Origin of the sequence: Anaerobutyricum hallii (genome assembly GCF_900209925.1) — a bacterium.
GTDB lineage: Bacteria > Bacillota > Clostridia > Lachnospirales > Lachnospiraceae > Anaerobutyricum > Anaerobutyricum soehngenii.
The window spans coordinates 1,277,061-1,301,336 of record NZ_LT907978.1; the positions used below are offsets into that span (position 1 = coordinate 1,277,061).

The 24,276-nt window shown below is 38.9% G+C and carries 20 protein-coding genes and 1 riboswitch; of the genes, 17 read left to right on the forward strand and 3 right to left on the reverse strand.

From position 1 onward, the window contains the following. Nucleotides 1–267: 267 nt before the first annotated feature. Nucleotides 268–849, forward strand: coding sequence for a DUF2284 domain-containing protein (locus tag EHLA_RS05855; RefSeq protein WP_096239715.1), 582 nt, complete (start codon nt 268–270; stop codon nt 847–849). Between the two features lie 565 nt (nt 850–1,414). Here EHLA_RS05855 and EHLA_RS05860 read toward each other — a convergent pair. Continuing rightward, on the reverse strand, nt 1,415–1,627 hold the full coding sequence (locus tag EHLA_RS05860) for a DUF6465 family protein (protein WP_096239717.1): 213 nt from the start codon (nt 1,625–1,627) through the stop codon (nt 1,415–1,417). Between the two features lie 199 nt (nt 1,628–1,826). On the opposite strand from EHLA_RS05860, the gene hisH reads away from it, so the two are divergent. Beyond that, on the forward strand, nt 1,827–2,432 hold the full coding sequence (hisH, locus tag EHLA_RS05865; RefSeq protein WP_096239719.1) for an imidazole glycerol phosphate synthase subunit HisH: 606 nt from the start codon (nt 1,827–1,829) through the stop codon (nt 2,430–2,432). A 12-nt stretch (nt 2,433–2,444) separates the two neighbouring features. Then, nucleotides 2,445–3,203 carry an imidazole glycerol phosphate synthase subunit HisF gene (gene hisF / locus EHLA_RS05870; RefSeq protein ID WP_021907363.1) on the forward strand — a complete coding sequence of 253 codons (759 nt, stop codon included), beginning with the start codon at nt 2,445–2,447 and terminating at the stop codon, nt 3,201–3,203. A gap of 406 nt (nt 3,204–3,609) precedes the next feature. Here the strand turns inward: hisF and EHLA_RS05875 are convergent, their stop codons facing one another. Further along, nucleotides 3,610–5,010 (reverse strand): alanine/glycine:cation symporter family protein, encoded by a 1,401-nt coding sequence (locus EHLA_RS05875; RefSeq protein ID WP_096239721.1) that lies wholly within the window; start codon nt 5,008–5,010, stop codon nt 3,610–3,612. Nucleotides 5,011–5,246: 236 nt separating this feature from the next. Beyond that, a riboswitch (glycine riboswitch) is annotated at nt 5,247–5,344 on the reverse strand. A 395-nt stretch (nt 5,345–5,739) separates the two neighbouring features. Here EHLA_RS05875 and EHLA_RS05880 point away from each other — a divergent pair. The 4 genes from EHLA_RS05880 (at nt 5,740) to EHLA_RS05895 (ending at nt 10,283) form a co-directional block, all read left to right on the forward strand. Beyond that, complete coding sequence (locus EHLA_RS05880; RefSeq protein WP_096239723.1) at nt 5,740–6,762, forward strand: XdhC family protein; 1,023 nt, start codon at nt 5,740–5,742, stop codon at nt 6,760–6,762. A 41-nt stretch (nt 6,763–6,803) separates the two neighbouring features. After that, nucleotides 6,804–7,823, forward strand: a complete 1,020-nt coding sequence (locus EHLA_RS05885; RefSeq protein ID WP_096239725.1) for a molybdopterin-binding protein — start codon at nt 6,804–6,806, stop codon at nt 7,821–7,823. A 70-nt stretch (nt 7,824–7,893) separates the two neighbouring features. Further along, nucleotides 7,894–8,382 carry a cyclic pyranopterin monophosphate synthase MoaC gene (gene moaC, locus EHLA_RS05890; protein ID WP_096239727.1) on the forward strand — a complete coding sequence of 163 codons (489 nt, stop codon included), beginning with the start codon at nt 7,894–7,896 and terminating at the stop codon, nt 8,380–8,382. Nucleotides 8,383–8,384: 2 nt separating this feature from the next. After that, a complete protein-coding gene (locus EHLA_RS05895; protein ID WP_096239728.1) occupies nt 8,385–10,283 on the forward strand; it encodes an ABC-F family ATP-binding cassette domain-containing protein in 1,899 nt (632 codons plus the stop codon). A 136-nt stretch (nt 10,284–10,419) separates the two neighbouring features. On the opposite strand, the gene EHLA_RS05900 is transcribed toward EHLA_RS05895, so the two are convergent. After that, nucleotides 10,420–14,646, reverse strand: coding sequence for a 2-hydroxyacyl-CoA dehydratase (locus EHLA_RS05900; RefSeq protein ID WP_096239729.1), 4,227 nt, complete (start codon nt 14,644–14,646; stop codon nt 10,420–10,422). A 207-nt stretch (nt 14,647–14,853) separates the two neighbouring features. Between EHLA_RS05900 and EHLA_RS05905 the strand changes: the two genes are divergently transcribed. The 10 genes from EHLA_RS05905 to recG all read left to right on the forward strand — a co-directional run bounded on the left by EHLA_RS05905 (nt 14,854) and on the right by recG (nt 24,252). Continuing rightward, complete coding sequence (locus EHLA_RS05905) at nt 14,854–15,231, forward strand: LysM peptidoglycan-binding domain-containing protein (RefSeq protein ID WP_021907357.1); 378 nt, start codon at nt 14,854–14,856, stop codon at nt 15,229–15,231. A 193-nt stretch (nt 15,232–15,424) separates the two neighbouring features. Then, nucleotides 15,425–16,363 (forward strand): magnesium transporter CorA family protein, encoded by a 939-nt coding sequence (locus EHLA_RS05910; RefSeq protein ID WP_096239730.1) that lies wholly within the window; start codon nt 15,425–15,427, stop codon nt 16,361–16,363. Nucleotides 16,364–16,430: 67 nt separating this feature from the next. After that, nucleotides 16,431–17,246 (forward strand): hypothetical protein, encoded by an 816-nt coding sequence (locus EHLA_RS05915; protein ID WP_096239733.1) that lies wholly within the window; start codon nt 16,431–16,433, stop codon nt 17,244–17,246. Between the two features lie 21 nt (nt 17,247–17,267). Then, nucleotides 17,268–17,588: a hypothetical protein gene (locus EHLA_RS05920; protein WP_021907354.1), complete on the forward strand. Its 321-nt coding sequence runs from the start codon at nt 17,268–17,270 to the stop codon at nt 17,586–17,588. A 15-nt stretch (nt 17,589–17,603) separates the two neighbouring features. After that, a complete protein-coding gene (locus tag EHLA_RS05925) occupies nt 17,604–18,536 on the forward strand; it encodes a DUF2953 domain-containing protein (protein ID WP_096239735.1) in 933 nt (310 codons plus the stop codon). Between the two features lie 15 nt (nt 18,537–18,551). Further along, nucleotides 18,552–18,995 carry a GerW family sporulation protein gene (locus EHLA_RS05930; RefSeq protein WP_021907352.1) on the forward strand — a complete coding sequence of 148 codons (444 nt, stop codon included), beginning with the start codon at nt 18,552–18,554 and terminating at the stop codon, nt 18,993–18,995. 100 nt (nt 18,996–19,095) lie between these two features. Next, entirely contained in the window at nt 19,096–19,281 is a 186-nt protein-coding gene (rpmB, locus tag EHLA_RS05935; RefSeq protein WP_021907351.1) for a 50S ribosomal protein L28, read from the forward strand. A 582-nt stretch (nt 19,282–19,863) separates the two neighbouring features. After that, a complete protein-coding gene (locus EHLA_RS05940; RefSeq protein WP_021907350.1) occupies nt 19,864–20,220 on the forward strand; it encodes an Asp23/Gls24 family envelope stress response protein in 357 nt (118 codons plus the stop codon). Between the two features lie 115 nt (nt 20,221–20,335). Continuing rightward, entirely contained in the window at nt 20,336–22,045 is a 1,710-nt protein-coding gene (locus EHLA_RS05945; protein ID WP_096239737.1) for a DAK2 domain-containing protein, read from the forward strand. A gap of 185 nt (nt 22,046–22,230) precedes the next feature. Next, complete coding sequence (recG, locus tag EHLA_RS05950) at nt 22,231–24,252, forward strand: ATP-dependent DNA helicase RecG (protein ID WP_096239739.1); 2,022 nt, start codon at nt 22,231–22,233, stop codon at nt 24,250–24,252. Nucleotides 24,253–24,276 lie beyond the last annotated feature (24 nt).

Genomic DNA, 24,276 nt, shown 5'->3' on the forward strand with positions numbered 1-24,276 from the left:
TTATATCAGATGTGAGATGACTCCCACCTCTGTAGGTAGCGAGCAACAAATCAGTATCAGTGGGGGAGTCAATCCCCCATCTGATATAGCCTCCGGCAGGATTGCAGAGATGCGCAGAAGAAGTATGTCATGCATTGCATGACGCGCATCTCGCAGCAAGAATGCCGAGGCATTCTTGAATTCTTGCAGAAAATACGTTGTTATCATGAAAACGTACAAGTGCAAGAAAAACTCCGAGAGTACATTTAGTAAAATAGGGGGAAAACAATGAAAGAGAAGAAATATGCTGCTGAAAAGATAGAAAATTTTCAGGTAGAAGTTCCTATGGAAGAATATGTGAAAGAATGTGTGGATGTTGCGACGTTTCTTGAATTTTGCAAGGAATGTTCAAACTATGGGAAGCTATGGTGTTGTCCACCATATACATTTGATGTGGAGAAGGATTATTGGAATAAGTATCGTAAAATTCAAATTATGGGACGAAAATTATATCTGCCAAAAAAACTTACAAGTCAGTCCTATGTGGAAAATGAACAATGGAAAGTAACAGAAGAATTTCTTCGCCCTTATAAAGAGGAATTAGAAGAGGAAATCTTGAAATTAGAGCAGAAATATTCCGGAAGTATTTCTTTAAGTAGTGGTGCCTGTCTGCATTGTAAAAAAGCAGAATGTACACGCGTATCTGGTGAACCTTGCCGTTTTCAGGATAAAATGCGTTATTCGATAGAATCATTAGGAGGAAATGTTGGTAAAACGGTAACTAAGTATCTCAATCAGGAATTACAGTGGGTAGAAGAAGGGAAACTCCCAGAATATTTTATGCTGATTTATGGACTGTTGATTTTGTAGATTTTGTAGATTTGGTGTAGACGAAAAAAGAAAAAAGGATATATTCCATCTGCTCTGTAGTCGCTGGATTTAAGATGCTCATCCGCATCTTAAACCCACTCCCAAGCCGCATCTGGAATATATCCTTTTTTCTTTTTTCTGCCTAATCTAAATCCACAGTTTAATAATAGATATTTCTTCAGTGCCTGTCTAACATTATCCCACAGATCAGTTGAAAAATAAGGGGTTTGTTTGTCCTAAAATCTATGATTTTCATTCAAATAAAAATCTGTATATCCGATGTGAGATGACTCCCATCTCGCAGCAAGAATGCCGGGGCATCCTTGAACCAACCATTTGAATGTCAATCCTTTAGAATTTAATTCATGGACAGCCGTATCCCTCTGGAGAATTCCCATTTTTACCAGCTATGGATTTGCGATAGTCAGAAAAAAAGAAAACTACCCTATCCCAGATGCGGCTTCGGAGCGTGTTTAAGATGCGGACGAGCATCTTAAACACAGCGACTACAGAGCAGATGGGATATGGTAGTTTCCTTTTTTTCTACCAAATCTACAGATCAGAATTATTCATATAGTGGAAAACTTCCGGATTCTTCTTCGTTGAATACGTAGTATACGGCGTTCTCTTCTGGTTTTAAGTATAAATCCATCGTTTTTAAATCTTTAACTTTGCGGTCTTTATTACCTGCATCTACCCAGACTTTTTTTGCTTTTGCAATAACCTCTTTGCTTTCAATTTGGTTTCCTGCAAATTCTACATTATATGTTGATTTCATTTATGTATCCCCTTTCCTGATTGGAATTATTATAATGTACTATTGTTACAAATATCATATAACAAATCTTACCAAAAATCAATGATGAAATTTCGACAAGGAATGAGGATAGAGATTTGAATTTTTTATAGATAAATCTTGCAAAATAAATGTTTTTCAACTAGAATAAAAAGGAATGAAGTACAGGAGGATGAAGAAGATGGTTGCAATTATCGATTATGATGCCGGAAATATTAAAAGTGTAGAAAAAGCATTACTACATCTTGGAGAAGAGGTAATAATCACACGTGATCGTGAGCAGATTTTAAATAGTGATAAAGTTATCTTACCGGGGGTTGGGGCATTTGGAGATGCCATGGAAAAGCTTCGCTCATATGGACTTGATAAAGTAATTTACGAGGTAGTAGAGAGAAAGATTCCATTTTTGGGGATTTGTCTTGGGTTGCAGCTTCTTTTTGAAAAAAGTGATGAAACACCAGGTGTAAAAGGCCTTGGAGTTTTGCCGGGAGAGATTTTAAGGATTCCAGATAAAGAGGGGATTAAGATTCCGCATATGGGATGGAATTCTGTTAAAATAAAAAAAGATGCAAGGATTTTTAAGGATGTTCCACAGGACTCTTATGTCTATTTCGTACATTCTTATTATCTGAAAGCAGGAAGAGAGGAAGATGTAGCGGCAACGACAGAGTATTCTACATTAATTCATGCGGCTGTAGAACATGACAATGTATTTGCCTGTCAGTTCCATCCGGAAAAAAGTAGTGAGATTGGTCTGAAGATTCTCAAGAATTTTGTGGAGTTATAAAAGGAGATATATATGTTTACAAAAAGAATTATTCCCTGTCTTGATGTTAATGACGGCAGAGTAGTAAAAGGTGTGAATTTTGTTAATTTAATCGATGCTGGAGATCCGGTAGCTATTGCAGAAGCATACGATAAGGCCGGGGCAGATGAACTTGTATTTCTCGATATAACAGCATCTTCTGATGCAAGAAATACCGTAGTGGACATGGTGCGAAAAGTAGCAGAAAAGGTTTTTATTCCGTTTACTGTTGGTGGAGGAATACGAACAGTAGATGATTTTAAAGCAATTCTTCGTGAAGGAGCAGATAAAGTTTCTGTCAATTCAGCAGCAATTATGCGACCGGAACTGATCAGCGAAGCAGCAGATAAATTTGGAAGCCAGTGTGTGGTTGTTGCTATTGATGCAAAAAGAAGAAAAGATGGAGGCTGGAATATTTTTAAAAACGGTGGAAGAGTGGATATGGGTCTTGATGCCGTAGAATGGGCGATGAAAGCAGAAAAGCTTGGAGCAGGAGAAATTCTTCTTACCAGTATGGATTGTGACGGAACAAAAGCAGGTTATGATCTAGAACTGACACGTATGATTTCAGAAAATGTATCGATTCCGGTCATTGCTTCCGGTGGTGCAGGAACAAAAGAACATTTTTATGATGCATTTAATGAAGGTAAAGCAGATGCAGCATTAGCAGCATCTTTATTTCATTTCAAAGAATTGGAAATAATGGACCTGAAAAAATATCTTAGAGAAAAAGGAATTTCAGTAAGGATATAAGATAGATATATATAGAAGGATATGAACCAATTGTGGATTTAAATTAGACAGAAAAAAGAAAAAATGATACATTCCAGATGTGGCTTCGGAGCGTGATTGAGATGCGAATGAGCATCTTAAATACAGCGACTACAGAGCAGATGGAATGTATCATTTTTTCTTTTTTTTGTCTATCCTAAACCAACAGTTGGTATAAAATCGTAGACTTTTGGATAATCCCCTCTTTCCCATAGACAAAAATACGGATTTCATCTGGAGCCAAAGGACAGAAAACCAGAAATATTATATAGACTAAAATGTGATGTCGGAGCAAGTAAAAATGCCGGTCAGGCATTTTCTACGCCGCGACTATCTTCACATTTTAGTCTATATAATATTTCTGGTTTTCGTTTCCTTAGCCTATCAATCAGAATTTTTGAAAATACTTTTTCGTTTCGGCCACAACTACACCATTTAAGGCAAGAAGGGCAATCAGGTTTGGAATCGCCATAAGACCATTTACAATATCTGCGATTGTCCATACAGCAGAAACAGTCATGTACGGTCCGATAAATACGCAGGCAATGTAGATCCAGCGGTAAGTACGAACTACTTTTTTATTGTTTCCTGTAAGATAGTCAAGACATCTTTCGCTGTAGTAGTCCCATCCGAGAATAGTAGTGAATGCAAAGAATACAAGGCAGAGCATTAAGATAAAAGCGGATACCCTTCCAGGGAAAGGAAGTCCAACCTGAAATGCTCTTGTTGTAACAGCAACACCTTCAAGTCCCTTGTCCCAGCTTCCGGTGATGACAATGGAAAGACCAGTCATTGTACAAATGATGATAGTATCAATAACCGTACCAAGCATAGATACAAGTCCCTGTCTTACAGGTTCTGTAGTCTGTACAGCAGCAGCAGCGATTGGTGCACTTCCGATACCGGCCTCGTTAGAGAAAATACCGCGGGCAATACCTTTTTGCATAGCAAGCATCATAGCACCAAGAGCACCACCGGCAACCGCACGTATACCAAAAGCACTCTGAATGATTTCTACAACAGCGCCAGGAATAGCTTTATAGTTAAGGATTAAAATTACAACAGCGGCCATAATGTAAGCGGCAGCCATAAATGGAACAACAACCTGTGCTACAGCAGAAATTCTTCGAAGTCCTCCGATGATAACGAAAGCAACGAAAATAGTTAAAATGATTCCGGCAATGACTACTGTCCAGGAATATTCTCGTCCAAATAACTGTACGGTCCATGCATTGTTTGCATCAAAGAAATTATTTACCGCACTGGTAATACCATTGATCTGTGAGAAGGTACCAATACCTAAAAGACCTACCAGAACACCGAAAACAGCAAAGATTTTCGCAAGCCATTTCCAGTTTTCGCCCATACCTTTTTCTATGTAATAAAATGGTCCGCCGACAATATGTCCATCGTCTGCAACCGTTCTGTATTTGATGGCGAGAAGACATTCGGAGTACTTTGTAGCTGTACCAACAGTGGCAGCAACGATCATCCAGAAAAGTGCTCCCGGTCCACCAGCAACGATGGCCGTAGCAACACCAACGATGTTTCCGGTTCCGATCGTAGCGGAAAGAGCGGTACATAATGCTCCGAAACTGGAAATTTCTCCATGTTCTCCATCCGTTTCATTAGAGAACATATACTTAAAAGCGAGGATAAGTTTACGAACTTGAATACCTTTCAAACGGATTGTCAGAAAGATACCAGTTGCCAGAATCATGACGATTAACGGGACACCCCATACTAAATCGTCAATCTTTGTTAAGATTGTGTTGATTGTTCCAAACATATTACTTGTTTTGACAGACTATGCCTGATTGCATGAAAGGCATAATTCTATCTTTCCTTTCTTAATAGATTTTTCTGTGTGAAATACAATATGAATAACCATATTACAATTGATTCTCCTGAAAAATCATCTCGGAAAAGGGGAAACTGCCTTTGCAAAGTAAGAATCTACAGTTTTCTAAAGACACAAAAAGGACTGATACCCATCATCAGCCCTCAAAAGAGTTAAACATGCATATATAGTGCCCTGTCCTTTTGCCTGAGAGATTAGCAGATATACTGCCGTACACCTTCGGCGCTTTACATCGCGGTAAAGACTCTCCAGAGAGTAATGCTGTATTGTTATATAGCAAACAATACTAAAGTATCATAAAATGAAAAGTATTTCAATATGTTTTTTTAAAAATGCAAGAATATGCAGGTAAAATTGCAAAATATTCAAGTCGAGCAGCCGCGAGACTTGGCGCGTGATTCTGGTCAGCGTAAGCTGACATATTCTTTACAGAATCACTGCGCATCCTCGCGGAGCGTTTATCTCAGTCGGAGATTGGCCTCCCACTGAGACAAATTTGCTGTCACTCACTACCTGAAAGGGGTGGGAGTCTTCTCGACTGAGATAAAGTTTTTCTAATCGAGTGATGCAAGAGTAGAACTTGAGATAAAAGAATATTGTTGTTATAATAATGTTATTATAATGTAGAAAGTGAAAATTAAAGGAGACATTTGACAGATGGAAGGACAGTTAAAAAAGAAGCTGATAAAGTATTTATTAGAAGATAAAGTCTGTAATCTTGTGACAGAAATTTTTTCAACAGAAGGAGAGAGTGTTCCGGCACCTAATACAGAAGTTTTTTTGCGAAGAAGTATTATAGAGCCGGCAGAACCTGGATTTTCTTATCAGCCGCTTCTTTTAAAAGAGGAGAATACACTGAGGTTTTTTGAGCCGATTGCGAAAGAAGAACGTCTGATCATTCTTGGAGGTGGCCACATTTCCAAGTATCTATGTGAGTTTGCCGCAAAAACAGGATTTGCTGTCTGGGTGATCGATGAGAGACAGGAATTTGCCAACGAAGAACGTTTTCCGGAGGCAAAGAATGTAATTTGTGGTGAGTTTAAAACTGTGCTTCCGGAATTACATATTAATAAAAATGATTATGTGGCAATTGTTACGAGAGGGCATAGTTGTGACGGGGACTGCCTTTATTATATTTTAACGCATGAAATGCCGGGATATCTTGGCATGATTGGTTCAAAAAGAAGAGTAAGTGCCCAGTTTACGATGTTTAAAGGCATGGGGATTTCAGAAGAAAAAATTGCCCAGGTTCACAATCCGATCGGGCTGCCGATTAAAGGGGTAACGCCGCCAGAAATTGCAGTATCGATTCTTGCAGAGCTTATTTTGACAAAAAGAACGAAAAAGACAGATGGAAAAGTGCAGACGGAATTAGATTATGAAGTGCTTTCAGAGTGGCTTTCACAAAGTCGTCCGTGCGCAATGGCAACAATATTAAAAGCACAGGGATCTTCGCCGAGAAAAGAAGGGGCAAAGATGCTGATTTTTGAAAATAAGTCTATTTTGGGAAGTGTTGGAGGTGGTCTGGCAGAAAGTAAGGTCATTGAAAAAGGATGTGAAATCATCGGAAGCGGAAAGGCTTTTCTATTTCATTTTGTCATGGATGCAGATGTAGCAGCCAGAGTTGGAATGGCATGTGGCGGTACATTTGACATATTGATTGAAGATGTTAAGTTTTGACCCCAACATTATAGCATATAAATATAAAAGAGGAAAAAAGAATGAAATTAATGAAAACACAGGATGCAGTAGGTCAGGTATTGTGTCATGATATTACACAGATTATAAAAGGAGTTACAAAAGACGCTGTTTTTCGGAAAGGACATGTGATTACGGAGGAGGATATTCCCGTATTACTCAGTGTTGGAAAGGATAACGTATATATTTGGGAAAAAGGCGAGAAGAAACTGCATGAGAATGAAGCAGCAGAAATTTTAAGAGAGATGTGTCAGGGAAAGTATATGCATCCGACACCGGTGAAAGAAGGAAAGATTGAGCTGGTGGCAGATATAGATGGGCTGCTGAAAGTAAACAGTGATAAAATCAAAAAAGTAAATAGTATGGGTGAGATGATGATTGCTTCCCGTCATGGAAATTTTGCGGTAAAAAAGGGAGACAAGCTTGCCGGAACAAGAATTATTCCGCTCGTGATTGAAAAAGAAAAGATGGAAAGTGCAAAGGCTGTCTGTGAAGGTCAGACCATTCTTTCGTTAAAACCGTTTGTCCATAAAAAAGTTGGAATTGTTACTACAGGAAATGAAGTATATTATCACAGGATCGAAGATACATTTACCCCTGTAATTAAAGAAAAACTGGCAGAATATGATACGGAAGTGATCGGACAGGTAATCTGTAATGACGATCATGAGAAGATTACAAAAGCAATTCTTTCTTTCATCGAAAAAGGAGCGGATCTGGTTCTTTGTACAGGTGGCATGAGTGTGGATCCTGATGATAAAACACCGCTTGCCATTAAAAATACCGGTGCCAAAATTGTTTCTTACGGAGCACCGGTACTGCCGGGCGCTATGTTTTTATTAAGTTATTATAATGAGAATATTCCAATTGTCGGCCTGCCGGGGTGTGTTATGTATGCAAAAAGAACGATTTTTGATCTGGCGCTTCCTCGAATGATGGCAGATGATAAAATAACAGCAGAAGAACTGGCAGAATTAGGAGAAGGAGGACTGTGCTTAAACTGTTCCGTCTGCACGTTCCCGAATTGCGGTTTTGGAAAATAAAAAAGAAATACGAAAAAATAAAAACAAAAATAGAAGAAAAATATAAGAAAGAAAACAGAAGGGAAAAAACATGGAGTATACGCATTTTGATCAAAATGGAAATGCAGTTATGGTAGATGTGAGCGATAAGATTGAAACAAAGAGAACCGCCGTTGCCAGAGGCTCGATCCGTATGAGCAGAGAATGTTACGAAAAAATAAAAAATCAGGATATGAAAAAAGGAGATGTTTTGGGAGTTGCCCGTATTGCCGGAATTATGGGGGCAAAGAAAACATCCGAATTGATTCCGTTATGTCATATTTTAAATCTTACTTCAGTAACAGTGGATTTTATTATGCAGGAAGAAAGCTGCAGCGTAACGGCAGTATGTGAGGCAAAAACTACAGGGAAAACCGGAGTAGAAATGGAAGCACTGACCGGAGTGCAGATTGCGCTTCTTACCATTTATGATATGTGTAAAGCTGTAGATAAAACGATGGAAATTTATGGTGTTTGTCTGTGCAGTAAATCGGGTGGTAAAAGTGGAGATGTCGTATACCGGCTGCCCGAAGGAGAATAGTAATGCGTTATCAGATTGAAAATGGAACAGTTTCTCTTGGAGGAAAGACAGTTCTTGATCATATTGATTTTTCTGTAAAAGGTTGGGAAAAAGTAGCGGTCGTTGGGCGAAATGGAGCAGGGAAAACGACACTTTTGCGTCTTATCAGTGGGGAATTATCTCTTGACAGAGATGATAAAAACTTTGGAAAAGGAATAAAGACCGATAGAGAACTTTCGATTGGGTTTTTGCATCAGCAAAGTTTTCAGGATGTAGAAAAAACGGTAGAGCAGGAAATCATATCTCTTATTAATGAAGAGGATATTTTTTCGAGAGAGCGGTATTATTTTGAAAAAGAATATGACCGGATATTTACTGGATTTGGATTTCAAAAAGAAGATAAAAAGAAAAAGATCAAACAGTTTTCCGGTGGAGAGCAGACAAAGTTAGCACTTATCAAACTTTTATTATCAAAACCGGATATTTTGTTGTTGGATGAACCGACAAATCATCTGGATATAGCATCTGTAGAATGGCTGGAAGAGTATCTGACTTCCTATGAGAAGGCAGTCATTATGGTTTCACATGATCGTTTTTTTGTTGATCGCACAACAGAAATTATTTATGAACTTGCCGATGGAAAGCTGACACGCTATGTTGGAAATTATACAGAATATAAAAGACAAAAAGAAAAGCAGCGGGAAGTGCAGCAAAAAAAATACGATGCACAGCAAAAAGAAATTGCGAGACTAAATGAACTGATTGAAAAGTTTAAACATAAGCCGAAAAAGGCATCCATGGCTCGCTCAAAGAAAAAAGTATTGGAACGGATGCAGCGGGTGGAAAGACCTGATAAAGAAGAGGCATATGTTTTTAAAGAAAAGTTAGAACCGATTACATTGGGAGCTAAAAATGTATTAGAAACAGAGCATTTAAAAATTGGATATACAATAGAACATCCGCTCAAAGAACTCACTTTGCGAATACGACGAGGACAAAAAATTGCTGTTCTTGGAGCGAATGGAGCGGGAAAGAGTACATTTTTCAAAACAATTATTGGAGAACTGTCCCCAATTTCAGGAAAATACGTGATTGGTAATGGAATTATGACGGGATATTTTGACCAGCATTCAGGAGAAATATCCTCGGAAAAAAGAGTAGAAGAATATTTTGGAGAATGTTTTCCTAAGTTGACAGAAAAAGAAAAACGTCAGGTTTTGGGAAAGTATTTATTTCGTTCACAAAAAGCAAATATGAAAATATCTGATTTATCCGGAGGGGAAAAAAGCAGGTTAGTATTAGCTGAAATTCTTGAAAGCCGTCCAAACTTTCTGGTGCTTGATGAACCGACAAATCATATGGACCTGCCGGCAAAAGAAACGATGGAATCTGCATTTGCAGCGTATACCGGTACGATGCTCTTTATTTCCCATGACAGATATTTTGTCAGTAAAATTGCGGATGCCCTTTTATTATTTGAAGAAGATGGTGTAAAGTATTATCCGTTTGGCTATGAACATTACCTTCATATGTTAAAGAAAAAAAGAGAGGGAACCCAGACATGGGCGGAGGTAGTAGAAGCAGAAAATACAGCGTTAGTAGAAGGACTTTTCGCTGTACCATCAAAAGAAAGGCATCAGACTGCAAGATTTAGTACAGAACAATCCTATACAGACTGGCAGCTGGCTCTTGCAAAAGAAGAGCTGGAAAAATATGAGATACAGCTTGAAAAACAGCAGGAAGAAATAGAATTCGCAGAGCAGACCGTTACTTTTGAAGAATATCAATCGGGTAATTGGAAAATAAAAAAAGAAGAATTGCAAAAACAGTTTGAAAAAATAGCAGAAGAATACCAGGAACAATGTCTGATATGGTATGAAAAATGGCAGGAATATGAAGAAGCTTTTCTTGACTATGTTTAAAAGAAGGAAAAAGTGAAAAGGAAAAAAGGAAAAAGAAAAAGTGAGTTTTACATAAAAAAGCTATATATCCTCTGTACGCTTTTGAAGCACAGAGGATATGTAGCTTTTTTGTTTTTTAAATTAAAAAATTTTTACTTTAGAGATCAGTATTTAACTTTTTTTGTGCTGTTGCTAACATCAGTTTGATTCGATTGATCTGGTTTACTTCACTTGCTCCCGGATCGTAATCAATTGCTACAATGTTAGATTCTGGATATTTACGGCGAAGTTCTTTGATAACTCCTTTACCAACAACGTGGTTTGGAAGACAGGCAAAAGGCTGGGTACAGACAATATTTGGTGCGCCCTGTTTGATAAGTTCAACCATTTCCCCGGTTAAGAACCATCCTTCTCCGGTCTGATTTCCGAGCGATACAATAGGTTTTGCGTATTCGGCAAGCTCTTTAATATGAGGTGGTGCAGTGAAACGTTCGCTTCGCTCTAATTCCTTTCGAAGGAAGCCTCGATAAGTCTCCAGTGCAGAAATTGCCATATTACATAACTTAGCAGCCTTAGCAGACTTTCCAAGGTACTCTGCCTTAAAATTACTGTTATAGAAAGAGTAGAACATAAAGTCTAATAAATCAGGCATTACTGCTTCTGCTCCTTCTTCCTCTAAAAGTTCTACCAGATGATTGTTTGCATCCGGAAGGAATTTTACGAGGATTTCTCCAACGATACCAACACGAGGTTTCTTTTCATCGGTAATTGGCAGTTTATCAAAGTCATGGATGATTCCACGAATATTTTTCTTAAATTCACCGTAACGTGCCTTTTCAAGAGATTTAATACAACGCTTCTTCCATACTTCATGTAAGTGGTTCGCAGAACCTTTTACCTTCTCATATGGGCGGACGCGGTAAAGAACACGCATAAATAAATCTCCGTAGATAACACCCTGGAGTGCGCGAACTAAGAGCGCAGGCGTAAACTTAAATCCTTCATTCTTTTCGATTCCCTGTACACTTAAACTGATAACTGGAATCTGACCGTAGCCATTCTTTTCTAATGCACGACGGATGAAGCCGATATAGTTCGTTGCCCGGCAGCCGCCTCCTGTCTGAGAGATAATAACTGCAGTTTTGTTGAGGTCATACTTACCGGAAGTTAAGGCAGTCATGATCTGGCCGACTACGATAAGAGATGGATAGCAGGCATCGTTATTTACATATTTTAAGCCGGTATCCACAGCCTGTTTTCCCATTTCCGGCAGAATTTCTACATGGTATCCGCAGTGGCGGAAGGCAGGAGTGAGCAGGTCAAAATGAATTGGAGACATCTGTGGGATCAGAATCGTGTAATCCTTCTTCATTTCTTTTGTAAACTCTACTTTTGTAATATTTGCCGGAACCGGATGTGGCTCAATGTGCTTACGATTTCTGATCTTTACCGCAGCAATCAGAGAACGGATACGGATTCTGGCAGCACCTAAGTTGTTAACCTCATCAATCTTAAGGACAGTGTAAATACGTCCGGAATTGGTCATAATATCATTTACCTGATCCGTTGTTACGGCATCAAGACCACAGCCGAAAGAGTTAAGCTGGATAACTTCAAGCTGTTTATTCTTCTTTGCATAGTTTGCAGCGGCATATAGACGGGAATGATACATCCACTGGTCAGATACGATTAACGGACGTTCTACATGACCTAAATGGCAGATAGAATCTTCACTTAATACGGCGATGCCGAAAGAGTTGATCAGTTCCGGAATACCATGATTAATTTCCGGGTCGATATGGTATGGACGGCCACAGAGGACGATACCCATTTTACCGGTTTCAGCAAGGTATGCAAGAGTTTCTTCTCCCTTTGCCTGTACATCTTTTCTTACTTGTGCGGCTTCTTTATATGCTTCCTCAACGGCATGGCTGATTTCTTCTTTTGTCACATCAAAATGTTTCGATAATTCATCGTACAAACGTACTTTTAAAGCTTCTTCATTATCAAGTGCCAGGAATGGATTCATAAAGAGAACATCCGGATCACGAAGTTCTTCCATGTTATTTTTAATGTTTTCTGCATAAGAAGTTACAATAGGGCAGTTATAGTGGTTGTTAGAGCCCTCCATTTGATTCTCTTCATAAGGAACACAAGGATAAAAAATAGTTTGAATTCCCTTTTGCAGTAGCCACATAACATGTCCATGCGCAATCTTGGCAGGGTAACATTCAGACTCACTAGGAATGGATTCAATACCAAGCTCGTAAATCTTTCTGGATGACTTTGGAGAAAGCATAACCCGGAAAGAAAGATTTGTGAAAAATGTATGCCAGAATGGATAATTCTCATACATGTTCAATACTCTTGGAATACCGATCACACCACGCTTTGCCTCGTCTGGTTTTAAAGATTTATATCCGAAAATACGTTTATATTTATATTCATAAAGGTTTGGTACATGTTCATGATTTTTCTCAAGACCAAGACCACGTTCACAACGATTGCCGGAAATGAATTGACGGTCGTTGTTAAACTTATTAATAGTAAGAATACAGTGGTTGTTACATCCCTGGCAGCGGCTCATGGAAGTAGTGTATTCAAGATGGATGATCTCATCAATAGAGAGCATCTTTGTATCACCCGTTTCATCTTCTCGCTCTCTTGCGATTAAAGCAGCACCAAAAGCGCCCATGATACCGGCAATATCCGGACGAACAGCATGACAGCCGGATATACGCTCAAAACTACGAAGAACCGCATCATTATAGAACGTACCACCCTGTACTACGATTTTTTTACCAAGCTGTTTTGGATCCGTAAGCTTAATTACTTTTAATAAAGCGTTACGGATAACGGAATAAGCAAGACCGGCAGAAATATCACCAACGCTTGCCCCTTCTTTCTGTGCCTGTTTTACTTTGGAATTCATAAACACAGTACAGCGTGAACCTAAGTCAATTGGAGACGGAGCAAACAAAGCAACCTTGGCAAAATCAGCAACAGAATAATTTAAGGACTTCGCAAAAGTTTCAATGAAAGAACCGCATCCGGAAGAGCAGGCCTCGTTTAAGAGAACATTATCCACAGCGTGATTGCGGATCTTAATACATTTCATATCCTGACCGCCGATATCTAAGATGCAGTCTACATCCGGTTCAAAGAAAGCAGCGGCATAATAGTGTGCCATCGTTTCTACTTCTCCATGATCAAGCTGTAATGCGGCTTTAATCAATGCCTCACCGTAACCGGTAGAACAGGAACCGGAAATCTTAGCAGAAGGAGGAAGAAGTTCTTTTAATTCCTTCATCGCACGAATTGTTGTGTTTAATGGACTTCCGTTGTTATTATCATAGAAACGGTATAAAAGAGAACCGTCCTCTCCGACTAAAGCAAGCTTTGTTGTTGTGGAACCGGCATCAATACCAAGATAGCATTTGCCGCTGTATGTAGCTAAATCCGCTTTTTTTACTTTGAACTGATTATGCTCTTTAATAAATGCATCATATTCCTGTTCATCTTTAAAAAGAGGCTCCATACGTTCAACTTCTACAGCAAGCTTTATGTCAGATTCAAATTCTTTTAAAAGCTCATCCATTGTAAAAAAGCATTCTTCCTTTGCATTAAGAGCAGCGCCCTTTGCAGCAAAAAGATGAGAATATGGTGGGTCTATAATATGTTCTTCATCTAGATTCAAAGTACGGATAAAAGCATTCTTTAATTCCGGCATAAAATGTAGAGGTCCGCCGAGAAATGCAACGTAACCTTTGATCGGCTTACCACAGGCAAGACCACTGATCGTCTGGTTTACTACTGCCTGAAAAATAGAAGCAGCAAGATTCTCTTTTGTAGCTCCTTCATTAATTAAAGGCTGAATATCAGACTTTGCGAAAACACCACAGCGGGCAGCAATCGGATAAAGCGTATCGTAATTACGGGCATATTCATTAAGACCGGTAGCATCTGTCTGTAAAAGACTGGCCATCTGGTCAATAAAAGAGCCGGTACCACCGGCACATACACCATTCATACGCTGTTCAATTCCGTTATTAAAATAAATAATCTTGGCGTCTTCACCGCCAAGTTCAATTGCAACATCTGTTTTTGGCTCATAGTCCTGCAATGCATTTGCCACACAGACTACTTCCTGACAAAACGGAATATGTAAATACTCTGAAATAGACATTCCACCAGAACCGGTTACCGTCGGATGAATTGTCAGATTCCCAAGTTTCGCTCTGGCTTCAGATAATAAAGTTTGTAATGTTCCTTTAATATTTGCAAAATGTCGTTTGTAATCTGAAAAAAGGATAGTATGGCTCTCATCAATGACGGTTACCTTAACTGTAGTAGAACCAATATCAATTCCTAATGCGTGTTTCATGATTAATCAATCATCTCCTTTAGTAAAATGTGTATTAATAATAAGGTAAGTAATTTTCCAAATATCCAAACTATTATAAACGAGTTGGACGTAAAATACAACAAATTTTGAAAAAAGATTCCGAGCGTACCTATTTGGGTATGGCGGGAACATCTTTTGTAACAGCATCATATTTTATAATTGAGGAAGTAAAAAGGAAGAGCATTTATGAGCGAAAAAGTGTATGTAAACATATGTGACAAGAGAAAATGTCCCGGTCCGGTATATGCGGTAAAAAAAGGAGATACGCTCTATTCTATTGCACAGAAATACCATTGCCGGGTACGAACGCTGCTTGATCTGAATCCTTTTGTAGATATATATAATTTACAGCCTGGCGAAGAAATCTGCGTGCCAGATTGCAGGGGACAGGGAAAAGTAGACTTCCGGCCGTATGTAGTAAAAGAAGGAGATACCTTAGGAGGTATTCTGAAAAATGTTTCGATGAGTTTTGAAGAACTGGCAAAAGTAAACCGGATTTTATATAACCTTATTGTACCCGCTGGAACGATTCTTTTGATACCGGGTAAAAAAGAGGAAAAATAACAGAAATGCGTTTGACAAAGTATTAGATATTTCTTATAATAAAATCAAACGGTTTCAGTCCTGTAAGAGTCCGCGAAACGGGCTCTTTCTTTCGTTTTGACAAGGTGAAAAGTATAAGATTAAGACTAAGATTAAGACCAAGATAAAGAAGCACCGGCTGGAATCTTATAAACTGTTGAAAGAGGGAAGTCTCATGATAAGAATTTTTAAAACGACCGATTCAGGGATTCGCAAGGTTGCAGTGGCAGAAGAAGGATGCTGGATAGCTCTTACCAACCCTACGTCAGAAGAATTAACTACGATAGCAGACCAGTTCAACATTGATGTTGACGACTTAAAAAGCCCCTTGGATGAAGAGGAACGTTCCCGTATACAGGTGGAGGAGAATTATACATTAATTATCCTGGATATTCCGACGATAGAAGAGCGTAAAGGCAGGGAATATTTTTATACGATACCATTTGGAATTATCTTTACCGATAAGTATATATTCACCGTCTGTCTTGTAGATTCACCGGTATTGACCGTATTTATGGATGGAAGAGTGAAGGATTTTTATACGTTTAAAAGAACTCGTTTTATTTATCAGATGCTTTATCGTAATGCAACGATGTTTCTGCAGTATCTGAAGATTATTGACAAGAAAAGCGATGAAGTGGAGAAGAAGCTTCATATTTCTCAGAGAAATCAGGAATTGATAGAGATGCTTGATCTTGAAAAGAGCCTTGTGTATTTTACAACATCTTTACGAGGTAATGAAGTTGTTCTTGAGAAGCTGATGCGTAACACATCGATTCCACGCTATGAAGATGACGAAGAATTGCTGGAAGATGTTATCATTGAAAATAAACAGGCAATAGAGATGGCAAAAATTTACAGTGATATTTTAAGTGGAACAATGGATGCCTTCGCTTCTGTTATATCTAATAACTTAAATATTGCGATGAAGTTTTTATCTGTTATCACGATCGTACTTACAGTGCCGACAATCGTTACAAGTGCGCTTGGCATGAACGTCAGCGGAATTCCTTTTGCAAACAACCCATATGGTTTCTGGATTGTTGTGGGAATCTCTTTATTGATGACTTTAGCTGCCGGGGCGATCATTGCAAAAAACAAACATTTTAAATAAACAGGATGCAGCCGGAATTTCCGGCTGCTGATGTTTATATCATAAAAAATATTAAAGGAGGCGTGCTATGAACTGGCTAGACAAGCTGGAACGTAAATTTGGAAGATATGCGATACGTAATCTGCCGCTGTATATTGTGATGCTTTATGCGATAGGAGCGGTGCTTAATATTATGACAAAGGGTTCTTATTACTATTATGTTGCATTGAACCCGTATATGATACTTCATGGACAGGTTTGGAGACTGCTTGGTTTCCTCATTGTACCACCGAATGCCAATATTATTTTTATTATATTTGTATTAATGTTTTATTACTCCATAGGGGAATCACTGGTGCAGGTGTGGGGAGCATTCCGTTTTAATATGTATATTTTCCTCGGAGTGATCGCAACAATTGCAGCATCCTTTGTTGTATATTTTATTTATCCGTCTACGATGATCTTTATGGATACATTCTATTTGAATCTGTCGATGTTTTTAGCATATGCAACGATTTTTCCGGAGATGCGGGTATACCTTTATGGAATTGTGCCGGTTAAAGTAAAGTGGCTGGCATGGGTGGATGTTGCACTCCTAGCATATAATTTTATGACTGGCAATATAGGATCTAAAGTTGCAATCGTAGTCAGTTTACTAAACTTTCTTTTGTTCTACATTTCTTCAAGGAATTATAAAAGAGTTTCGCCAAAAGAGATTCAAAGAAAGCGGGCATATCGTAAAGCATCTTCCGCGGTATTAAATAAGCCATATCGTCATAAATGTGCCGTATGTGGGAAGACAGAACTTGATGACCCTAATTTAGAATTTCGTTATTGTTCAAAGTGTAATGGGAATTATGAGTATTGTAATGAGCATTTATTTACACATACTCATGTAAAATAAAAAGTGACAGGAGGCGGTCTTATGGTGACTATATCGGAAAACATCATAATCGGTGAGACGATTTCCCATGATGCGAAAAGTATCTTGCGGGGAGTCCGCCATCCTTTTATATGGAAGAAAGGACTCTGGTATGGAATCACTACTTCCTGTAGTGGAGATACGATCATGTATGTTCTTTCGTCAAGAGAGATGCGGCAGAAGTTTTATCAAAATAACAATCTACGATTATTGGGAATAGCAGGTTCTATAAAAGAAGCGTACGAGATTGTGTTAAAACTTGTGCAGACAGGGTATAATAATGATTGTATCTACGAGATGAAGGAATATCTGGAGAAGTTTTAAAACAGGAGGGAAAATGTGCTGCATGTATTATTTATATTATTGAAAATACTTGGGATACTGCTCCTGTTGCTTGTCGGAGTTTTACTGCTCGTGCTGCTGGCACCTCTTCGGTATTCTTTTAAGTTAGAAAAAGAAGAGCAGGTTTCGCCAGAGTTTTCGGTAAGAGTTACCTGGCTGTGCTGGCTTTTTTATTTTAAGGCCAGCTACATAGAGAAGGCATTTGATTATCGAATAAGAATACTGGGGCATCAGATTGCCGGAAATCAAAAGGAATTTCTTGAAAGGCAAAAGAAAAAGGCAGAAAAAGCGCAGGAAAAACGTAGAAAAGAAAAAGAGAACAGGAAGGAGGAATCACAGAAGAAAGAAAAAGAACTGCCTGTTACAATATCGGAAGAGAAAGTCTCTGCAACAGAAAAACCGGAAGAAGATCTCCTGAAAGAAAAAGAGTCAGAAGGAAGTTACAGTGGGGAGAGCGTAAAGGATGCGGCTTCCAATAAGGAATTATCAACAGAAAAACAGGTAAAAGAAAAGACAGACAAATCATCAAAAAGAAAGGGTTCCTTTTTTAAAAAAGGGAAAGCGAGAATAAAAAGTTTAAAAGATGCAAAGTCTAATTTAGATCAATTTCCATGGAGAGAGTGGCTGGAGCTTGGAAAGGATATTGTGATCCGTTTCTTTAAGCATGTTCTTCCACAGAAACTCCGGGGAACGATTACTTTTGGATTTTCTGATCCGGCAGATACAGGATATGTGACCGGAATAGCTGCTGTGTTTTATCCAAAATATGGAGAGAGTTTTTCTTTATATCCGGATTTTGAACGCAAGGTGTTTGCGGCGCAGTGTGAAGGAAAGGGAAGAATTCGACTGGGATATATACTTGTTCTGGTTGTTTCTATATTAAGAGAAAAAAGTGTGAGAATAATGATTAAACGTATGATTTTAGATTAAACAGGAGGGTATACTATGGATAAGCAGAATTTTGATACAACAGTGAATTCTTTATTTGGTGGAATGGATCATGTATTATCATCAAAGACCGTTGTAGGAGAACCACAGGTGATTGGAGATACCATTATCCTTCCACTTGTAGACATTTCCTTTGGAATGGGCGCAGGAGCTTTTAATAAAGAAAAAGGAAACAGCGCAGGCGGAGGAATTGGTGGTAAGATGTCCCCTAGTGCTATTTTAGTTATCCATAACGGACAGACAAAGCTTGTGAATATCCGAGACCAGGATGCGATAACAAAGGTGCTTGATATGGTGCCGGATGCTGTGAATAAAGTGGTTTCCATTATTAAAGGCGATACGGCGGAGAATAAAGTAGATCCGGAAGTGGAAGCGGCTGTCAATAAGGCAGCACAGGCGGAGAGTTCCGTAGTAGATGTTATTGATTCCGAAAAAAAGTAAAGATTTTTAAAAGTTTTCCTTGCAATTTGTTTTGATTTCTGATAGTATAGACTCGTTGTAAGTCTGTCAGACTTAAGTATATTCGCGAGGAGGTGCTATCATGGCAAGATGCGCTATTTGTGACAAAGGTGCTCATTTCGGTATCAAAGTGAGTCATTCACATAGAAGATCAAACAAAATGTGGAAATCCAACATTAAGTCTGTAAGAGTGAAAGTGAACGGAGCTTCTAAGAAAATGTATGTTTGTACTTCTTGTTTAAGATCAGGTAAAGTAGAACGTGCGTAGTTTTACTGTCACTGAGGATGAAAGAAGACTCTAATCTTTGTCCTTACAGGAATGTATGCAGATATGAGTTAAGGGGGAATCAGTGATTCCCTCTTTTTTCTTTATATGTACTCTCGGAATCTTCTCATAAAAGCAAGAGCAGTGAAGGCTTCGAGAGTACATTTGTCAGACATGCTCACAGAACAGCAGATATCCTAACAGGGTACTGATAACCAGAAGAATAAATTTTACTGCGAAACCGGTGAGAAAGCAGCTTAGGAACAGACCGAAGGAAAAACAAAAAAGAGCGAACCCGCATAATTTTTTCATAAAACTCCCCCTTATGTTCCTTATAATACTATATGAGTATGCAGCAGTTTTGTTTCATCTTATATAATACAAAGTTAAGATGCAAAATTAAGATACGGAATGGGAGATAAACGCTCCGCGGGGATGCGCAGTGATTCTGTAAAGAATATGTCAGCTTATGCTGATCAGAATCACGCGCCAAGTCTCGCGGCTGCTCGACTTAAAATTTGTGGTTCCAATTTCACCGAAAAGAGGTTATACTATATAAAACGATAATAAACGGAGGGATAGTATATGAAAGGACAAATGCACACCGATTTAGGTCAGGTTATTATAGATGAAGAGGTTATTGCAACTTACGCCGGAATTAATGCATTAGAATGTTTTGGTATTGTTGGAATGGCATCCGTTAATGTAAAGGATGGTTTTGCCCAGCTCTTAAAGAGAGATAATGTAAGCAAAGGTGTTCATATTAAGGTGAATGATAATAAGATTTATATAGATTTTCATATTATTGTAGTATACGGTGTCTCTATTGCTACAGTTACAGAGAATTTAATCCAGAATGTAAAGTATCGTGTTGAGAAGTTTACCGGTATGAGTGTAGAGAAGATCAATATTTATGTAGAGGGAGTTCGTATTGTAGATTAAGTAGGAATCTGCGTTGAATTTTCTTTTTGTAAAATTTTGTAAAAGAATAAATACTAAGAATAAAAGAATTAATATAAGAATAATAGATAAAACAGGTAAATAAGGAGGAAATGTTGTGAACAGTCACACCATAGACGCAAAGTCTTTTCAGAAGTTGTTTTTAGCTGGTGCAAACCGCATCAATTCACGAAAAGATTATATTAATGAACTGAATGTATTTCCGGTTCCGGATGGAGATACCGGAACGAATATGTCACTGACAATTTTAGCGGCTGCCAAAGAAGTTGGAGCAGTTGAAGAACCGACAATGGCTACGATCTGTAAAGCAATCAGTAATGGTTCTCTTCGTGGGGCACGTGGTAACTCCGGTGTAATTCTTTCCCAGCTGTTTCGTGGCTTTACCAAGGCAGTTTCCAAGGCGGATTCTCTTGGGAAAGATGAGATTACAGCAGGATTTACAAGAGCGGTAGAGACAGCGTACAAGGCAGTTATGAAGCCAAAAGAAGGAACGATTCTTACTGTTGCAAAAGGAATGGCAGATAAGGCAGAAGAATTAGTGGATGAAGATATGGATGTGATCGAATTCTGCGAGGCAATCGTAGCATACGGTTACGAAGTCCTTTCGAAAACGCCGGATATGCTTCCTGTATTAAAAGAAGCGGGCGTAGTAGACTCCGGTGGACAGGGCCTTATGGAAGTGTTACAGGGAATTGTAGATGCACTTACCGGTAAGGTGACAGAGATTGAAGTTCCGGCAGAAGCAGCGTCTATGTCCTCTGCAGTTATTAGCGCACCAAAGGCAGATATTTCCACAGCAGATATCAAGTTTGGTTACTGTACAGAATTTATCATTTTATTAGATAAGCCACTTACAAAGGAAGACGAGAAGGGACTGAAGAAGTTTTTCCTTTCTATCGGTGATTCTTTAGTATTAGTTGCAGATGAAGAGATCTGTAAAGTGCATGTACACACAAATCATCCGGGTCAGGCATTTGAAAAGGCATTAACATTTGGTGCTCTTTCTAATATGAAGATTGATAATATGCGTCTGGAACATCAGGAGAAGCTGATTAAAGATGCTGAGAATGAGGCGGCCCGCCAGAGACAGCAGGAAGCGGAAGAAGAAAAGCTTACCGCACAGGAAGCTGCAAAGGCACAGCCTGCAAAAGAAGTAGGATTTATCGCAGTTTCTGCTGGGGAAGGCCTTACAGATATCTTCAAAGGTCTTGGTGTGGATTACCTTATTGAAGGTGGACAGACTATGAACCCTAGTACAGAAGATATGCTGAATGCAATCGATCAGGTGAATGCAAAGAATATTTTTATTCTTCCAAATAATAAGAATATTATCCTTGCAGCAGAGCAGGCAAGAGATTTAACAGAAGATAAGAAGATTGTTGTTCTTCCTACAAAGACCATTCCTCAGGGAATTTCAGCGATGATCGGATATATGCCGGAGGCATCTGTTGATGAGAATGCAGAGAACATGAAAGATGCTTACCAGGATATAGCAAGCGGTCAGGTTACTTATGCTGTAAGAGACACATCAATTGATGGAAAAGAGATTCATAATGGCGACATCATGGGAATTAATGATGGCGGAATCGCAGCCGTAGGAAAGGATCTGATGGAAACAACGATTGACTTACTTTCCACTATGGTGGATGAAGATTCAGAGCTGATCTGTCTTTATTATGGAGCAGATGTATCTAAGCAGGATGCAGACGCACTTTCTGATGAAATCGAAGAAAAGTTCCCGGAATGTGAAGTAGAAGTAAACTTTGGCGGTCAGCCGATTTATTATTATATGATTTCTGTAGAATAAGCATAGCATTACAACAGCGATTTCGTGAATAAGACATGGAATCGCTGTTGTTTTTGAATAAGTAAGAAAGCAGGAAGGTTACAAATGCAGATGGATGAATTTTGCTATTTGACTTTCCTGCTTTTTCATTAAAAAAAGAAATTCTTGAATCCGAGAGTACATGAATTTGATAAGGAGGAGCCGGGATGGGAATACCCGTAAGAGAAATAAAAGGGATTGGAGAAAAGACAGAAAAACTGCTTGCAAGACTTGAGATTGAGACAGTGGATCAGTTAGTGCATCATTATCCGCGCTGTTATACAACGTATCCTGAGCCGATCGCGATATCTGATATAAAGACAGGACAAAGATGTTCTGTTGAGGCGGAAATCTCTTCCCCGATTCATTTGAAAACAGTGCGTAAATTAAAACTTTGTACAGGGCTTATTGCCGATGTCAGCGGACAGCTTTTTGTACGATGGTTTAATATGCCCTATCTGCGAAATACATTAAAGCAGGGAGAACGGTGGATTTTTACAGGGACTCCAATCTACAAGGACGGTCGCCTTATGTTTGAGCAGCCGGAATATTGTAAAAAAGAAAAATATATACAGCTAATGGAAACATTTCAACCGATATATCCGCTTACAACTGGGCTTTCCAATAAGACAGTGCAAAAAGCACAAGCAGCAGCATTTGAAATGTACAGAGAGGAAGAATATCTTCCAGAGTCTGTTCGGAAGTATTATGATCTTGAACCGGTAGATAAGGCGCTGAAAGAAGTCCATTTTCCTACAGGAACAGAACATCTGATGGAAGCGAAGAAAAGAATTATTTTTGATGAATTCTTTCGCTTTTTCAGTGCGTTAGAACTTGTAAAAGACAGGGAAGAGCAAGCACTCAATCATTATATTATCCCTATGGAAGAACCGGTGAAAAGATTTATAGAAAGCCTGCCATATCCGCTCACCGGAGCACAGAAAAAAGTATTGAGTGAAATACGTCAGGATTTTTCCGGAACGATGGCAATGAACCGTCTTTTACAGGGAGATGTTGGTTCTGGAAAGACAATCGTGGCTATGACGGCAATGTATGCAGCAGTACTTTCCGGTTATCAGGCGGCGCTGATGGCTCCGACAGAAGTACTGGCACAGCAGCATTATCAGAACTTTAGGAATCTTTTGTCACCGCTTGGGATTTCTATTGCGCTGCTTACTGGTTCTACAAAAGGCAGAGAAAAAAGAGAAATAAAAGAAAAATGTGCTTCCGGTGAGATTCAGATTTTAATTGGAACACACGCAGTGATTCAGGACGATGTACTATTTGATAATCTTGCATTCATTGTCACAGATGAACAGCACCGTTTTGGTGTCAAGCAAAGAGATGCATTTATGAAAAAGGGAAGAGATCCGCATGTTCTTGTCATGAGCGCAACGCCGATCCCGCGTACTTTGGGAATTATTCTATATCGGGATTTAGATGTTAGTATTATGAACGAAATGCCGGCATCAAGGCTGCCAATTAAAAATTCTGTCGTGGGAACATCCTATCGACCGGCGGCATGGGAATTTATCAGAAAACAAGTGGCACTTGGGCATCAGGCCTATGTCATTTGTCCTATGATTGAAGAAAGTGAAAAAATGGACCTTGAAAATGTGGAAGAGTATGCACGTATGCTTTCGCAGGCACTACCTCCTTCCATTACGGTTGCCGCTCTAAACGGTCATATGCGATCAGCGGAAAAGAATGAGATTATGGAACGTTTCTCGAAAAATGAAATTCAGGTATTGGTTTCAACTACCGTAGTAGAGGTAGGGGTTGACGTTCCGAATGCAACGGTGATGGTGATCGAGAATGCAGAGCGCTTTGGCCTTGCACAGCTCCATCAGCTTCGTGGGCGGGTAGGAAGAGGAAAAGCACAGTCATACTGCGTATTTATTTCTGGTTCAGAAAAAGAAGAGGCAATGGAAAGACTTTCGATTATCGGCCATTCAAATGATGGGTTTGAAATTGCTAACGAGGATTTAAAACTTCGTGGTCCCGGAGAATTTTTTGGTGTCAAGCAAAGCGGAACGATGAACTTTGCTCTAGGAGACATTTATTCCAATGCAGATATTTTAAAAATGGCATCGGAATCGGTAGATTATCTGAAAAAAGAAGGCTATAATTTTCAGAAACTACACCAATACTCGCTGGAGAAAAATTTGAATTTTGCAAAGAATATTTAAACTTGAAAATCAGCCACAAAAGCA